The 16494-nt window shown below is 44.7% G+C and carries 14 protein-coding genes; 11 read left to right on the top strand and 3 right to left on the bottom strand.

What is annotated here, in order from left to right; genetic code table 11:
* Positions 1-29 precede the first annotated feature (29 nt).
* Positions 30-200, bottom strand: a complete 171-nt coding sequence (locus tag sps_RS04050) for a hypothetical protein (protein WP_149027209.1) — start codon at positions 198-200, stop codon at positions 30-32.
* Positions 201-559: 359 nt separating this feature from the next.
* On the opposite strand from sps_RS04050, the gene sps_RS04055 reads away from it, so the two are divergent.
* Both sps_RS04055 and pssA read left to right on the top strand, forming a co-directional pair.
* Positions 560-892 carry a DUF1904 domain-containing protein gene (locus sps_RS04055; RefSeq protein WP_077751361.1) on the top strand — a complete coding sequence of 111 codons (333 nt, stop codon included), beginning with the start codon at positions 560-562 and terminating at the stop codon, positions 890-892.
* Between the two features lie 11 nt (positions 893-903).
* On the top strand, positions 904-2217 hold the full coding sequence (gene pssA / locus sps_RS04060) for a CDP-diacylglycerol--serine O-phosphatidyltransferase (RefSeq protein WP_077755539.1): 1314 nt from the start codon (positions 904-906) through the stop codon (positions 2215-2217).
* A gap of 99 nt (positions 2218-2316) precedes the next feature.
* Here pssA and emrD read toward each other — a convergent pair whose 3' ends face one another.
* Complete coding sequence (gene emrD / locus sps_RS04065; RefSeq protein WP_077751362.1) at positions 2317-3552, bottom strand: multidrug efflux MFS transporter EmrD; 1236 nt, start codon at positions 3550-3552, stop codon at positions 2317-2319.
* 341 nt (positions 3553-3893) lie between these two features.
* Between emrD and sps_RS04070 the strand changes: the two genes are divergently transcribed.
* The 4 genes from sps_RS04070 to sps_RS04085 all read left to right on the top strand — a co-directional run bounded on the left by sps_RS04070 (position 3894) and on the right by sps_RS04085 (position 10842).
* Positions 3894-4652 (top strand): tRNA-uridine aminocarboxypropyltransferase, encoded by a 759-nt coding sequence (locus tag sps_RS04070; protein ID WP_077751363.1) that lies wholly within the window; start codon positions 3894-3896, stop codon positions 4650-4652.
* 373 nt (positions 4653-5025) lie between these two features.
* Positions 5026-6249 carry an efflux RND transporter periplasmic adaptor subunit gene (locus tag sps_RS04075; RefSeq protein WP_077751364.1) on the top strand — a complete coding sequence of 408 codons (1224 nt, stop codon included), beginning with the start codon at positions 5026-5028 and terminating at the stop codon, positions 6247-6249.
* On the top strand, positions 6249-9416 hold the full coding sequence (locus sps_RS04080; RefSeq protein WP_077751365.1) for an efflux RND transporter permease subunit: 3168 nt from the start codon (positions 6249-6251) through the stop codon (positions 9414-9416). Before sps_RS04075 ends, sps_RS04080 begins: the two co-directional genes overlap by 1 nt.
* Positions 9409-10842 (top strand): efflux transporter outer membrane subunit, encoded by a 1434-nt coding sequence (locus tag sps_RS04085; RefSeq protein ID WP_077751366.1) that lies wholly within the window; start codon positions 9409-9411, stop codon positions 10840-10842. Before sps_RS04080 ends, sps_RS04085 begins: the two co-directional genes overlap by 8 nt.
* A 3-nt stretch (positions 10843-10845) precedes the next feature.
* Here the strand turns inward: sps_RS04085 and sps_RS28010 are convergent, their stop codons facing one another.
* Positions 10846-11082, bottom strand: a complete 237-nt coding sequence (locus sps_RS28010; protein ID WP_149027210.1) for a hypothetical protein — start codon at positions 11080-11082, stop codon at positions 10846-10848.
* A 704-nt stretch (positions 11083-11786) separates the two neighbouring features.
* Here sps_RS28010 and sps_RS28425 point away from each other — a divergent pair.
* The 5 genes from sps_RS28425 to sps_RS04110 all read left to right on the top strand — a co-directional run bounded on the left by sps_RS28425 (position 11787) and on the right by sps_RS04110 (position 16482).
* Positions 11787-11978, top strand: coding sequence for a hypothetical protein (locus sps_RS28425; RefSeq protein WP_169915619.1), 192 nt, complete (start codon positions 11787-11789; stop codon positions 11976-11978).
* Between the two features lie 145 nt (positions 11979-12123).
* Entirely contained in the window at positions 12124-12906 is a 783-nt protein-coding gene (locus sps_RS04095) for an XRE family transcriptional regulator (protein WP_218919627.1), read from the top strand.
* Entirely contained in the window at positions 12903-14105 is a 1203-nt protein-coding gene (locus tag sps_RS04100) for an EAL domain-containing response regulator (protein WP_077751369.1), read from the top strand. The genes sps_RS04095 and sps_RS04100 overlap by 4 nt, the downstream gene beginning before the upstream one ends.
* 9 nt (positions 14106-14114) lie before the next feature.
* Complete coding sequence (locus sps_RS04105; protein WP_077751370.1) at positions 14115-14423, top strand: hypothetical protein; 309 nt, start codon at positions 14115-14117, stop codon at positions 14421-14423.
* A complete protein-coding gene (locus sps_RS04110) occupies positions 14413-16482 on the top strand; it encodes an ATP-binding response regulator (protein WP_169915674.1) in 2070 nt (689 codons plus the stop codon). Before sps_RS04105 ends, sps_RS04110 begins: the two co-directional genes overlap by 11 nt.
* The last annotated feature ends 12 nt before the right edge of the window (positions 16483-16494 follow it).

Consider the following 16494-nt stretch of genomic DNA (forward strand, 5'->3'; position numbering starts at 1 on the left):
AATAGCATAGATTTATATCATAGCGGTTATTAATCTTCGGGTTTATCTTTTTCCATTAAGCGGTAAAGTCTTAAAGTCACGAAGGTCACTAAGCCGATAAACAGCGGTAAGATAAAAATCCCCAACTGTGTCTTAAAGTGAAATATAGCCCATGCCAAGAGCAGAGTTATCGCGATTGTGCTTAAGATCTTAAAATTCATGGTTGTCTTCATCGTGGGTCATTTTGACTAGTCGGCCATTATAACCTGAGTTTGATTTCAATGCCGTGATCGGTGAAAGAAATTAACATCGGTTAAGCTAAGCTTTCGTTATCTATGGAACCGCTGGGTTAAATACCTTAGAGAATAACGATAAATTGCAGTGAACAATATTCACATCACCAAGTAAGCCATAGGAATCAGTTTGTGCTTAATTTGAACGCTTTGCTCACTCAAATCTATTTTTGTTTGAAATATGTACACTTCCTATAGTCTTATACTGCAAAAGTAGAGAAAACCCTTGCCCAACGGGGTGTAAATCGGTAATTTCTATCCCCTTATGATTTATATAAGGGATCGATATGCCTCATATTCGCATGCGTGGACTACCTGAAGACGTCGTAGCCAGTCTGAGCCGTACATTACTCGTACAATTAGCCGAGTTATGTCGGATCGATGCTCAAGGGTTTACCTTGGACTGGGTACCAAGTACAAGTTACCGCGATGGCAAAGTTGATCTGAGTACAACACAAGTTGAAGTACTCTGGTTTCCTAAAGATCCCGATACCCACGATAAAGTAGAGCAAGCAATCCGTGAAACTATCACATCGGTTTATCCGGAGTTGCAGCATCTTGCTGTCATGTTTAGGGCACTAGACCCTAGCTGCTACTATCGTGACGGAAAGCATTTTTAAAGGAGATGACCTTGCTTGATAAGCTTGGTGGAATACCAATCCAACCTGACGCATTACAATGGTTGCTTACGCCCAAAGCCTTAAAGGCTGAACTCTTAACGCGTATCGCCGCAGCGGTCCATTCAATCTATATCGCCGCGCTTTATTTGGAAGATGATGAGGCGGGCAGAGAGATCTTAGCGGCACTAATGTTAGCGAAAGACAATAACCCTGAACTTGACATCAAGGTCTTGGTCGATTTTCATCGTGCCAGGCGCGGTCTGATTGGGCACAAGGGCGACAGTGGCAATTATCAGATGTATCGCAAGGTGATGCAGGCTGCCAAACACCCAATCGAAATATTAGGTGTGCCGGTCAAGTCCCGTGAATTTATGGGAGTGCTGCATCTTAAAGGATTTATTGTCGATGACGCGGTGATATACAGTGGTGCCAGCATTAATAATATCTACTTGCATCAAGGTGATAAGTACCGTTTTGACCGATATCATGTGATTGAATCGGCCGAACTGGCGCGCTCCATGAGGCAGATGATTGAAACTTATCTGGTGCAAGACCCAGCGGTAAGCTCACTCACACAAGATAAAGCCATTGAAACTCTGCCTGATAAACACGATATCCGTACTCTTAAGTCACGTTTAGGTAAGGCGAGCTATCAATTTGATTCCACCACCATTGGCAACCGTGTCACGCCTGTGGTTGGTTTAGGCAGGAAGAAAAACAAGCTCAATAAGATCATCGTCGATATGGTGGCGCAATCACAAGATGCCTTGTTTATCTGTACTCCCTATTTTAATCCACCGTACATTTTGGCACGAGCCTTGGCTAAGCATCTTAGAGACGGTAAACGCATCGATATTGTTGTGGGGGATAAAACCGCCAATGATTTCTATATTCCGTCAGAACAAGATTTCTCTACCATAGGTGCCTTGCCCTACATGTATGAGCAGTCCTTGCGAAAATTCGCTAAGCGCCAGCAATGGGCGGTAGAGAGTGGCCAACTTAATATTCATCTTTGGAAAGATGGTATTAACAGTTATCATCTCAAGGGGATCAGCGCCGACAGTAAACGTCACCTGATCACAGGCAGTAACTTAAACCCCCGAGCATGGGCACTGGATCTGGAAAATGGACTTTTGCTCCATGATGAATGTGGTGCTTGGAAGGGTAAGTTTGAACAAGAACAAGCGCATATCCTGCAGCACACAGAGCGTTTGTATCATTACAGCCAGATAGATACACTAAATAACTATCCGACCCCGGTACGTAAGATTATGACGCGTATCAGACGTCTAAAAGCAGACTTCCTATTAAGGCGTATTCTTTAGGCTTCAATCAAGGTTCTGAACGCCATGCTCAGGACCTTAATTCCATCTCTTATTTCCCGCTTATCTAGCTATTAAACCCTAATACCAATCGGAAAAATATCAAGTACTGGCAGAATTGTGGCCCAAATCTGAACCCATTTTGGCGTAATTCAGTGCCAGAATGACTAAGAATACCATGATGGCGCACAAGACACCGACGCTAAGTTGACCATGCATGGGTACCAGTGACATCAAGAGCGCTGCCAGTCCCGCGCCGAAGTTTTGCAGACCACCGAGTAGGGCGCCTGCCACACCCGCATGGCGCGGAAATGGCTCCAGTGCAGCCGAGGTCAGTACCGGAAACAGCATACCTGCACCGCTAAAGAAAAGAATCGAGCCTAGGAGCAGGCTCCAACCAATCACTAAGTTTGACAAGCCAGGGATCAAAATAAACAAGGTACCAGCACCTAGGAGCGCCACACTGCGATACACGACGCTGTGTTTATTACCTAACTTGGCTGCACAGTATGCACCTGCTAAGTAACCCGGTATTGGTGCCACAAAATAGCAGCTGACCCAGAAAGGTGACAGTTTGAGAAACTGACCATAGAAGATACCGGCAACGGCCTCGAAAGCGGCAATGCCGGCGAAGGTGGCAACCAGGCAGAGCAGATAACTCTTGAATTTTCTATTGGAGAGTACGAAGCGGTATGAGGTTAATACCGACTCAGACTTTCGCTGCGTGAAGGGGAGAGACTCCTTAAATTTGAACATGATCAGCAAGAGTACCAGGATGCCGAATGCGGCCAGCAGATCGTATACCGACTGCCAACCAAAATTATGGATCATAAAGCTGCCAACAAAGGGCCCTATCAAGGGAGAAAATACCACGGCCATTGAGATATAGCTGTTTACCTTAAGCAGAGGCTCACCGAAGTAATGATCCCGAGGAATACTGCGGCACAAGGCGCCTGCGCTGGCAGTTCCCGCTCCCTGCAGTAACGTTGCCGCGATGAGTTGTTGGTAGTTGGTGGCGAAACTGGCTAACAAGGCGCCGATAATAAAAATACTCAAGCCAACAATTAACACTGGCTTACGTCCGTATCTGTCGGAGGCAGGGCCATAGATGAATTGCAGTAAGCCATAGGACAACAGATAACAGGCCATGATGGCTTGAAGCTGCCCCGGTGATGCATGGAAGCTAGTCGTGATGTTCGGGAGCGCTGGAACGAAGATGGTCTGAGCCATCTGGCCGCAGGCAACCATCATTACGATTAGGAAAATTAGGGATGAGAAACCCGTTTCCTGACCGTGATTTTTTCCGGTAGAAACAGGTGTTGACTGAGGGCCGCTCATGATGACTCCAAAAAGGGTAAAACAGTGGGTAGATAAGGAAGCGGCATCATACTGGGAACTGAAACAAAATAAATGGATAACAGCACTTATTATCCGGCATTTATTCTTATCGTTTTCATCAATTTTTCTAGGGTGAAAAGGCTGTAATCATTAGTTTACGCCTTGTGCTATTAAGGTTAACCATAAACTAAGTCGATAACAATATTATTGTGGCGAGCTCATCACTTGATAGGGGCAAACTGCCAGGCTGCTGAAAACTATTGTGTGGTGTTCGGCCCGATAGTAAAATAACGGATGCGCCGATAACGGCTATCAAAAAATTTAATCACAAATGACGAGTTATGAATCTTAAGCAACACGCTATCCATAAGCTTTACCAATACCGTAAGGCGATCTCCACCCGACCTTATGGAGCAAGAGGCAAGAACCTGATCAGATGTGAGCTGTGTTTACTGGCACAAACATACTGCACCTGTAACAGTCGCCAGCAGCTTGTTTCTGATAATGCATTTCTACTTATCATGTATGATGATGAGGTGCTAAAACCCAGTAATAGTGGTCGTCTTATCGCGGATCTCATTCCTGATACTCATGCCTATATCTGGTCCAGAACCCAGGCAAACCAAAAAATGTTGGCATTGATACAGGATCCTTGCTATCAGCCTTTTGTCATCTTCCCCGGTGAATATGCCTATCCACAGCAAACTGTAGTCAGTGAACTTAAACCAACAGCGCTAGATAGTGACAAGAAGCCACTGTTTATTATGCTAGACGGTAGCTGGCGCGAAGCGATCAAGATGTTCCGCAAGAGTCCATACCTACATGATTTACCACTGCTCTCTTTTACCCCTGAGACCGTCGCCAAGTATGGTTTGAGAAAAGGCAGCCGGGACTTCCAGTTAGGCACAGCCGAAGTGGCAGTATTAGCAATGGCGGCATCGGGTGAAAAGGGCAACGCCGAGGCGCTGAGCCTCTGGTTTGAGTTGTTTATCGCCGCTTCTATGTTCAGTCGAAGCCGTCAAAGCAATAAAGACCTTACCCCTTTGAATCAACTTTCAGAAGAGTTTAAGCAAAAGGTTGATGCAAATCTTTCTCGGTAAGTGTCGTGGTAGGCCTGATTTTTATTCGACTTTGATTAGGCTTACTGCTTTATTTCCTGCAAGTCTCACTTATCTCGTCAAAAACAGCGCAACAATTATGCCTGTGCTCAACTAAAAATATTTAATACTCAGCTGCATTTCAATTACACAGATTCAACAGCCAAGAAAGAAATACGCTATTTACACGTGTTTGTTGAACGTTTATTGGCCAATCCCGGATTAAAGTTAACATTCTCTTGCTGTTACAGTTGTTTAGAACTTACACTCACATTTGATTAACTTAATGAATATTTCTATATAGATACTCATAAGTTGAATGTAAATAGAACAAAAACAGACATCCGATCATCAAAAATAATTTTGGGACATGAATATGGCACAGGTTTTCACTCGTTCAGCGCTCGCCTTGGCGTTACTCATAGGTACAGCAACACTGATAGGTTGTGAGAAGGACGTGCCCAAAATCACCCCCAAATTAGTGGTCGTCGAGCAGGTTAAAACCGCTACAGTGCCACTCTATGGAAATTACGTAGGGATCACTCAGGCCTCACTGGATGTAGAGGTCAGGGCGCGGGTGGATGGCTTCGTTGAAGATAAGAGTTTCATCGAAGGCAGCGCAGTGAAAGAGGGCACAGTGCTCTATCGTATTGATAATCGTCCTTATAGTGCCGTAGTTAATAGACTGAACGCCAATGTCGAGTCACAGCAATCTATGTTAGATAAGGCCAGGCGTGATGTGGACAGATTAAAGCCTCTCTACGAGCAAGATGCCGCCAGTCAGCTGGACTTCGACAATGCCTTGTCCGTGTTGTCCCAATCAAGATCGAGTCTGGCCGCGAGTGAGGCCGAATTAGAAGAGGCTGAATTGGAATTAAGCTATACCGAAATACGCTCACCCATATCAGGGCTGGTTAGTCGTTCAGAAGTCGACATAGGAGCCTTAGTGGGAAGCAGTGGCCAGTCATTGTTGACCCGAGTGAAGCGGGTAGATCCAATCTACGTCACATTTAACATGTCGGCCCTGGATTATCTCAATGCCAGAAGACGCATGACCAGCTACAGTGAACAAAAAGAGGCCGAGACCGAAGGTAAGGCTGTTGAAGGTTTTGTTACCATCACCTTGCCCGATAACAGTGAGTATCGTTATCTGGGTGACGTACGTTTCACCGATCCATCGGTTAACCCCGAGACAGGTACATTCCAGGTACGCGCCGAGTTACCCAATCCTGATAAAGAACTGCTTCCAGGCCAATATACCAATGTCCGAATCAAGCTCAATGAGGTGACCAACGCCATCGTTATTCCTCAAAAAGCCACTCAAGTCGAGCAAGGTGGAGTCTATGTGATGGTCGTGTTGCCGGATCATAAGGTTGAACGCCGTTTTATCGTGATTGAACATCAAGGAAAAATGGGCGTGGTGGTCAGGAGTGGCCTCAAGGCGGGAGAGCTGGTTATTGTTGAAGGCATGCATCGGGTCCGTCATGGACAATTAGCCGAGCCATTAACTGCGGAGCAATATCATAAGAAGGAAGACACGAAACAGAAGAAACAGGCACTTAAGCAGCAGGAACTTGAGCAGAAGCAGGAGCAGAAATAATGGCTCAGTATTTCGTTAATCGTCCTGTCTTTGCTTGTGTTATCTCAATCGTTATTGTGTTATTGGGCTTGATCGGCATGTTTAATCTGCCTATCGATCAATATCCCTATATCACTCCGCCACAGGTTAAGGTGTCAGCATCTTACCCTGGCGCGACGTCGACGACGGCGGCAGAGTCGGTGGCCACACCCTTAGAGCAAGAGCTCAATGGCTTGCCAAATATGATCTACATGAGCTCAAAGAGTACTAACTCGGGCAGCGCCAATGTCACCATCACCTTCGATGTCGGAACCAACCCAGATCTTGCTGCGGTAGATGTACAAAATTCGACCCAACAAGCCAGTGGCAGCTTGCCCATCGATGTGCAGACTGAGGGCGTGACCGTATCGAAAGAAGCCTCAGTTGAACTGCTCAAGCTGGCGTTAACCTCCAGTGATGAGCGTTATGATGAAATTTATCTGAGTAACTATGGCACCATCAATATCGAATCGGCGCTTAAGCGTATTCCTGGCGTCGGCCGGGTGCGTAACACTGGCGCGCGTAGCTATTCGATGCGAGTCTGGTTAAAGCCAGATACCATGGCGGGTTACGGCTTAACCACAGCCGATGTGATCGCTGCCATCAAGGCCCAGAACAAAGAATCTCCTGTGGGGACTATCGGTTCACAGCCTAATAGTGATTCGCTTAGTATGACCTTGCCAATTACAGCCTCGGGTCGCATGAGCAGTGTGCCACAGTTCAATGAAATTATCGTTCGGGCTAATAATGATGGCTCCATCATACGTCTCAGAGACATAGCTCAGATTGAGCTAGGCTCATCTGCTTATACACTGCAGTCTCAGTTAAATGGTGCCAATGCCACTATCTTACAAGTCTATCTGTTGCCTGGCTCTAACGCCTTAGAGGTGACCAAAAACGTTAAGAAAGAGATGGCTAAGCTCGCTGAGAAGTTTCCTCAAGGCATGAATTGGGAAGTCTTCTTCGATGCATCCGTGTTTATCGAGAACTCCATCGATGAGGTAGTCAAAACCTTAGTCGAGGCCCTCATTCTGGTGATATTAGTCGTATACCTGTTTTTGCAAAATGTTCGCGCCACACTCATTCCCGCCATTGCCGTGCCTGTTTCCTTGATAGGCACATTGGCAGCCATGTTAGTGTTTGGCTTCACCATCAATACCGTAAGCTTGTTAGCTTTAGTGCTGGCTATCGGTATCGTGGTGGATGATGCCATCGTGGTGGTGGAGAATGTCGAACGCTTGATGAATGAAAATGGTCTCAGTCCGGTGGAGGCCACACGCACCGCCATGAAAGAGCTGTCTGGTGCCTTGGTCGCCACCAGTCTGGTGCTCGCCGCAGTGTTTGTACCTGTGTCATTCTTGTCAGGGATCACAGGTATCATGTACCGTGAATTTGCGGTAGCTATTACTGTGGCGGTACTTATCTCTACTGTGGTTGCACTGACTCTGTCGCCGGCTTTATGTGCCTTATTGCTCAAACCCGGAGACAAAGCCACATCGGGTTTCTTTAAATGGATAAACGACAAACTCGATACCAGTACCAGCAAGTATGTGGCCTTAGTAGCACTAACCACAAAGCACGCCAAGAGAAGCTATCTTGTCTTTGGTCTTATGGTGGGAGGCGTGTATCTGATCATGTCCAGCTTGCCGTCCAGCTTTATGCCTAATGAAGATCAGGGCCGATTCTTTATCGACATGACCTTGCCCGATGGCGCGACGGTTAACCGCTCTCAAGCCGTGCTTAAAAAAGCCGAAGCTAAAGTGCTGGCCAATCCAGCAGTCGCTTATTCATTTACCTTAGCCGGTGAGAACCGCCGCTCAGGCTCTAATCAGGCCAATGGGCAATTTGAGATCATCTTAAAGCCATGGTCTGAACGGGTAGAGACAGATGCCACAGTACAGCAGGTGATGAAAGAGATAGATGCTTCATTACAGGGGATCTTAGAAGCGGAATTTAACCTCTATTTGCCTTCCGCCGTACCTGGCTTAGGCAGTGGCTCAGGCGTAGAGATGGAGTTACAGGATACCTCTGGCACTAATTTTCGAGGCCTGATGGAAACAGCCGATGAACTGGTCGAGAAGCTTAAACTGCAACCAGAAATTGCCACCGCAGGTTTATCTCTGCAGAGCGCTATCCCTCAACTTCATCTGACGGTCGACGAGGCTAAGGCTATGGCCATCGGGGTCAATGTCGCCGATATTTATAGCACCATTAAAACCTTTACCGACTCATCCACGGTAAATGATTTTAACTTGTTCGGACGTGTTTACCGGGTAAAGGTACAGGCGCAAGAGACCTATCGTCAGTTTCCTGAGCAGATAAAAGATTACTATGTGCGCTCTGCAACCGGGGCCATGGTTCCCATAGGTGTACTGGCAAAATATGAATACTCAGTGGGACCCGCCGCTGTGACTCATTATAACTTGTTTTCAAGCGCGTCAATTAACGCCACTCCTGCACCTGGTTATGCCTCGGGTGATGTAATTAAAGCGATTGAACGTGTGGCTAAACCAATGTTACCTAAAGAGTTCAGCTATGAATGGACTGGAATTACCTATCAAGAAGTGCAATCGGCGAACCAGACCAGTATTGCAGTCACATTAGCCATGGTGTTCGTCTTTTTGTTTCTCGCTGCCCTCTATGAGAGCTGGACCATCCCCATAGCCGTGCTGCTGATTGCGCCTATTGCTATGTTAGGTGCATCCTTGGGCACCTTAGTGAGTGGCATGGAGAGTAACCTGTTTTTCCAGGTTGCCTTTATCGCACTCATAGGTATGGCTGCTAAGAACTCCATCTTAATCGTTGAGTTTGCCAATCAACTGCATAAACAGGGTAAGAGCCGACTCGATGCAGCGTTGGAAGCGGCCAATATGCGTTTCAGACCCATCTTGATGACCTCTATGGCTTTTATTCTCGGTGTGTTACCCCTTGTCCTATCGGTGGGCCCCGGCGCAGTGAGCAGACAGAGTATCTCTATACCAATACTTTGCGGAATGATATTTGCGACGACTATAGGCATAGTCATGGTGCCACTGTTCTTTGTGACTACGGCTGGATGGCTTAAATCTAAGATAAAACCAGAAAAAGATTCAGAGGACAACTCGGCTACCGGGTCTAATACACCTGTGGAGGGATCGAGCCATGTTTAAACATCACTCTTTCAAACGACAACGACTCGCTTGTGCCCTAACGACTGGCATATTTTTGTCTGGCTGTGCCATGGGACCAGATTATCAGCAACCAGATCTGGATATTCCTGAGCAATATCATAACGATTTAGCACAAGCCCCCGGGCCAAATATTGGCATGACCCATTGGCGTGATTTCTATCTGGATACCGACTTACAAGTGTTGATAGAACATGCCCTAGCGAAGAACTTAGATCTGGAAACCGTACGCTCACGGCTTATCGCCGCACGTTCAAATATCACAGTAACCGATGCAGCGCTTTATCCGGCACTGGGGATCAATGCTGACGCCGAGCGTTCTATTGATAGTGGTATCACTAGCACTGACCCAAGTCATGGCAACGAGTTCAATCTGGCGGGGACAGTGGCCTGGGAGCTGGATATCTGGGGCGCCAACAGACGTCGCAGCGAAGCCGAATATGCTAATTTCCTCTCAGCTCAAGAATCACTCAATCTCGCAGCAATCAGCTTAATAAGTGATGTGGCCAGCCGCTATTATGAGTGGTTGGATATAGAGCAGAGGTATGAAATCTCCTTAAATACGGTGGACCTACGTAAAAAGGAGCGTGATCTTGCGCGCTTACGTAAACAAAACGGCGTCATTTCCGGACTGGAGGTACGCCAGGCTGAAGTCGAATACCAAAGTGCGAAAGTCACACTGCCAGATTTAGATTTTGAGCGACAGGAAAAAGCCAACCAACTGCGGATATTGCTCGGTAAATTTAGCTATCCTTTAACAGTTAAAACGGAAACTCAACTTAAAGCCGAGGGGAAATTGTTTCCAGATAAGTTTGCTGTGGGGGTGCCGTCACAGATGTTATCTCAGCGCCCCGATGTCAAGGCCGCGGAGCAAGCCGTGATTGCGGCGAATGCCAATGTAGGTGTCGCCAAAACAGCTTTCTTTCCCTCGTTTACCATTACAGGTAGCTATGGCACGGAAACTGATGACTTGAGCAGCATCTTTGACAGCCAAGGTGTAACCTGGTCTCTGTTGGGGGGGATCACTGCCCCCATTTTTAATGCCGGTAGCATATCTGCCCAATACGATATCGCACAAGAAGGATCTAAACAGGCATTGCTGGGATATCGCAGTACAGTGCTAAGAGCTTACTTCGAGGTGAATGATGCCATGAATAGCTTTAGACGTTCAGAGCTGGCCATAGAGGCGCAACAGGAACTGGTTGCTGCATCGACCGAATATAATCGTTTGGCGACGCTCAGGTACCGTAATGGCGTTTCGAGCTCCCTGGATCTTATGGATGCCCAGCGGAGCCTGTTTAGTGCCGAGCTCAGCTTGAGTCTGGTAAAACGAGACAGGTTGTTGTCGATGATCACCTTATACCGCGCTCTCGGCGGGGGCATTTTAAGTAAAGAAGACTTGAATTAATCATCACATCTGATGCACTGGAACATCATAACCCCTCAGAAGATCTATTATCTGCTGAGGGGGACTTGTATTTAACCAAGGGGGATTATCCTGATAACCTTGTTCATTCTTACCGACATGTGTTAATTTTATTGGGTAAATAAAGATATTCATGGAGTAGTAGATGGCCTTAAGACCTAAACTTAAATTAGATGAAACCTCGTTATTTCCCGCGATGTCTTTAACTGCCGTTCTTGTCATATGTGCATTATTGAGTCCTTCATCTCAAACATGGGACTCTGAACAACAAGATGCCAAAATGCTTGCTTCATTGACTACTAGCCTACATGTTCAATTCAGTTTCAATCGATATCAGGCGGGATTTGCTTGCCGTGAAAATGGTTGGGAGTTTTGTCAAAAATGGGCGTACCCTAGAGGGCTTTTGGCCTAACTTATCGCGACCCTTATGTCATTGAACAGGGTAACGGCTCTCTTACAAAAGCTTCCAATATTGTTTGCCCCTCCCGAGTATCGAGTATATTAAGTTTCGACTCTTTCAGTTAGACTCAATACCATTATTAAGTATGCTCTGATGGAGACATGTGATCGGCTAACTCTTGATGTTTTAATCGAGCTTTCATCTTCCCTAGATGAAAAATCGTGCTATATAAGCTAAATGAAAAGTTAGATATTATTGTACAGCCTGATTCTGTCTTTTTATCTTTAGCTCACTTCTAGCGTGAGGTTTTTACAACTTGGTTAGAAGGCATAAAACCCTCATAAAAAGCTTTATTTGGCTACTTAGTGTATATCTTTTCAATGGTTTTGATCTATTGACCCCCTTCTAGGCATTTCAATTCTAAATCCGGAACTAACTTGCCAATGTCCCGGGTATCAAGAATGTTTTACACTCGTATGTTAGATAATTTAACAATTAACGATGATTTGAAGACTAGGGGAAATATATGGTTGATGAACAAGTGACCGGACTATATTTTGTCGGAAAACTCCATCGTATGTGGATCGTTTATACCGAAATGCATCCAGAACGTATTGATGGCATCAATAAAGATGAGTACTTGGACCTTTTAGAAAATATAAGCAAAACCAATGGAACACGATATGAGCTCTACAGCTTACTGCTACACAAGCGCTAAAGATAGTCATGTGTTCTCTATCTTTTTAAAAAATACTCGACAACATAATGAGCTTTCTCAAGAGCAATTCTGTTTGCATTTAAGAGAGCAGAGCAGTCTCTTTTATAACCTTGATACGATCACAGTCAGTCGGTGGGAGAGGGGAGTGAATATACCTTCACTGGCCAAACAGGCTGAAATTGTTGAGCTATATAATCACGAATTAGTCGATATATATGGCAAAGATAATGAGTTTCTTAATGAGTGCACTAAGCTATTGGCATTACCGATTAACAAGCGTAAATCAACTCATCCTTACTATCGTAACGATGAGTATCGTATTGAAGAAATAGACAATAAGCACCCTTGTTTTCATTTAATCTTGGGAATGATTCTTCAATATGAAGGCAACCCTTGCTTGAGTCTCGATGAGATAGACAGCCAGAGAAGACAACTCGGCGAGCTTAAAATTAGTGTGGCCACGGCTTTTGGTGGCCAGATAATCGGCCATTGTCTCTTTATGGAAACACGATCTCATACCATTCTCGAGTTGTTAAATTTCAAGGTTAATCTACAAGATATCTCCCGACTCAATGTTAAGGGACAAACTAATGCAGTCTTGGTCTTATCCTCAGCGGGAGCGACGACTCAGGTTGAGAACAGCCTGATGTCCGTTTATATGAACTTTTTTGCCAGTCAAAAGCATCTCACTTACCTGAGTTTCAGTGTGTGTGACGACAGCTTAATTAAAAAGCTCAATGGCGTTAAATTATCGCCTTTCAAGATTAAATCTGTAACTAAGGGTAAGAATAAAATCGATATTACATCATTTCTTGTGAGTCGTTCAGAAGTGATGGCAAATCGATTTTTGTTAAAGTTGGCGGTCATATCTCCTTCGAATCTAAACCAGATTATCGATCTAGGCGTTAAAGGGAAACAAGCAAGATGAACATTCTGATAGTGGATGATCAACGTTTTATTCGCGAATCGATAAAAGCGGACTTTGAAAAGTTGGTTGAAAAGCAACCCATGCAATTCTATGAGGCAGATAGCGGCAATCAGGCGATAGACTTACTTAAAAACAATGAGCTGCCAGCCTTTGAGCAATTTGACTTGGTGATTGCCGATCTTAAGATGGATAATGGCGATGGCCTGTCCATCATCAATCATATGGCCACATGTCGTGACTGTCATGGATTGCCGTTGGCGGTGGTGAGCAGCTCAGATATTCGAACCTTAGAACTCATCAGCAATATTACCGAAAGTTTCAATCTGAATTTAGTAGGAGTATTTCAAAAACCAGTGGATATTGGGCACCTGTTTACCTTACTGACAGCCCTTAAATATAAGGCTCCTAAACAGGAGCCTAAATTAGTCGAGACTATTCATGGCATTACTAGTGAACATATTGGCTCCTTGCTCAATCAAGACAATCTAATCCTCTGTTATCAGCCAAAAGTCGATATTAGTAGTCAATCTATAGTGGGATTCGAAGCGCTCTCAAGGTTATGCATACAAGGTGATGGTTTCATCTATCCCGACCGTTTTATTCCTTTAATAAACAAAGCTGGATTGAACTGCCAGTTTTCACAACTGGTGTTAGATCAGGCAATGACTCAATGGGAGTTATGCCCACAACTGCAGAAATTCTCACTCTCGGTCAACATCAGTGCAGAAGACTTACTCTCTGAGGATTTCATCAACTACGTCATTGATAAGAAAAGTCAGCAGCCTAATATTCATCTCATCTTGGAGCTAACTGAGTCTCAGCAAACCATAGATCAAGATATGGCATTGAGATCTATAGCCAAGTTGATTATCAACGATATCACTATCTCTTTAGATGATTTTGGTAAAAGCTATTCAACCTTCGACCGCCTCGATAATATTCCATTTGATGAAATTAAGATCGATAAAGATTTCATCTCAGATCTGGATATCAACCCTAAACACTTGGCCATCGTCGAGTCGACTATCGCCTTAGCCAAGAAACTAAAGGTAAAAGTGGTGGCCGAAGGGGTAGAAACATTGAGTGTGTTGAATTTATTAAAAGGCTTAGGGTGTGAAATTGCCCAAGGTTATTATTTTAGTCCGCCGATAGAAGGTCGTTACGTGACGTCTTGGGTAGACAGCTACAGCCAACAGTAGGGAGAGCTTATGAATAGTCGTAATAACTCTATTTATCATAAAATACTCGCATTTTTCGTTCACCAGCATGAAGAAAAAAGGTTACATCTGCTTGATGTGCTCAGTGAAGAGTTAGACAGTTTATTTTCTCAGGCACAGAGGCTAGATGCCTCAGAGCTTTTACAGCTCTCATCTCTAGCCCATAAATTGAAGGGGATCTGTAGCTATTTAATGATTCAAAATGAAGCTGTTTTTTTCGATCCACAGAGTAAACAGGAACTCATGTTTACTATTTTAATGCTTCAAAATGAAATTAAGGTCGTTAAGTGTGAAATCTAGAGCCTCGTCACTTCTTTGTATCATCATAGGGTTGCTGGCGACCTTACTGGTCAATATATTACTCTTACACCACTCCTATAAAGAGTTCGAAGATGACTATCAGCAAAAAGCAGATCTGTTGTTTAATTCGACTCATGATATGTTGCTGCAACATAAGATCATACTCAATGCATTGCGCTCACTTTTTAATGCCTCAGCCATAGTGACAAAGGAAGAATTCAATATTTTCTCCGAGGAGCTGTTAAAGATAAAATCAGCCGTTGCTTTTACTCTTGACGATGATCACCGAGTGAAATACATATCAGATCCGGATTTTCAGGCTGAAATATTAGCTGGCAAAGTGCAAGTGGGTGCAGATGGTAAACTGGAATATCTGATGGAAGGTTTTTCCAGCCTGATAGTGAACATAGATGAGCATAATATGCCGTTTCTGGTGTATGCCATTTCTCATCAAAGAGTACAACAAAGGTTGGAGCAACATAAGGGGATCTGTGCTCAGCTAACTCTGGATGACACACATTTTAGCAATGAGTACTGTAATAAAGAAGATGCCAACTGGCTGAGCTCATTTTTTAAGTATCAAGGTACCGACTCTGTCGACTTGCCTGAATATAATAGGAAATACAGTATATCGGCCTGGTCTATTGCACCATCAGGCCAAACATATGAACTGTATTTGCTGGTGTTGTTTATTACGGCAATGGGGATGAGTCTATCAGTACTCCTGTACCTTAAAATCCGCAACCATATGCGTATCACTCAGATGACCATAGAGACCAAGTCCAAGTTTGCCTTGCTGTCCAGCATCAACCATGAGATCCGCACGCCTATCAATGCAGTCTTAGGCTACAGCCAGATGCTCAAAAACAGTAATTACTGCGATGTCTCCGGACGAAGCACCTTAGATAAAATCATCTGGTCGGCAAACCTGCTTAATAGCGTCGCTGAAAATACCCTGAACTTTTCGAAAGCCGAGGCGGGACACCTGAGTTTAGATTATCGGAATGTTAATTTCCTCGATGAACTCAATGCGATAAATGATTACTATAACGCCTTTAGTCAAACCCACGATAAGCGTCTGGTCATGAGGGTACAAGCCAATATGCCGAAGTATATTGGCCTAGACAGCACTAAGTTTTTCCAACTGACGACTAACTTCATCAATAACGCGTTTAAATACAGCAGTGGCAGAGAAGTCGTCTTCGATATCAGCTTAAAGTCTGTGGCAGGGCAAGATTTTGTGCGTGTGGCGGTCAAAGATACCGGTAAAGGCATGTCGGCAGGCTCGATAAAAGCCCTCACTCATCCTTTCAATACCGATCCCAATGTCACACCTACCAGTCAGTCTGGCATAGGTATAGGCTTATATACCTGCAAAAAAGTGATTGAAGACGTTGGCGGTTATATACGCATACGTAGTCAGGAAAATAGAGGCACATTAGTGCTGTTTCGCTTCCCATATCGAAGGGCTTCTTCAGTAAACAATCACAATGTGAAACAGCTAAACACTCTTGATAATCCGGGTAGTGCTAGGGCTGACAAGATCACACAGCTAAATTGCATAACCAATGAATATAAAGCCCAAGGCTCAAGTCTAGGGGCTGAATTGAGTTCGAACGCAGCAAGTGACATCGCAAGTTCTTCTGCGCAGCTAACACCTGCCAATGTTAGTCAGATCACCAGAAAAAAATATGCAGATGTCTCTTTGTTACTTGTGGATGATAATCGATTTAATTTAGAGGTGTGCGGCAGCATATTGGAGACTGGTGGGTTTATTGTCAGTTCATTTCAAGATGAAGATGAGGCATTTGATGCCTTTAAAGCATCCGAGCCTCAGATTGTGGTCATGGATTACCGCCTTGCTAAAGTCGACGGGATTAGCTTAATAGGCGAGATGCGCCAGAGTCAAACTCACAAGGTTCATTACTTTATCTTATCGGCTAACGACAAGAGCGAGATACCTAATGCCGATGCGTATCCCGACATTAGCTTTCTACAAAAGCCGCTGAATTTAGCCATCTTTCTACAACTGTTGGATATCAAAGTTAAATTGGCCTAATACCATTAAGTT

The sequence above is a fragment of the Shewanella psychrophila genome (assembly GCF_002005305.1).
In the GTDB taxonomy this organism is placed as follows: domain Bacteria; phylum Pseudomonadota; class Gammaproteobacteria; order Enterobacterales; family Shewanellaceae; genus Shewanella; species Shewanella psychrophila.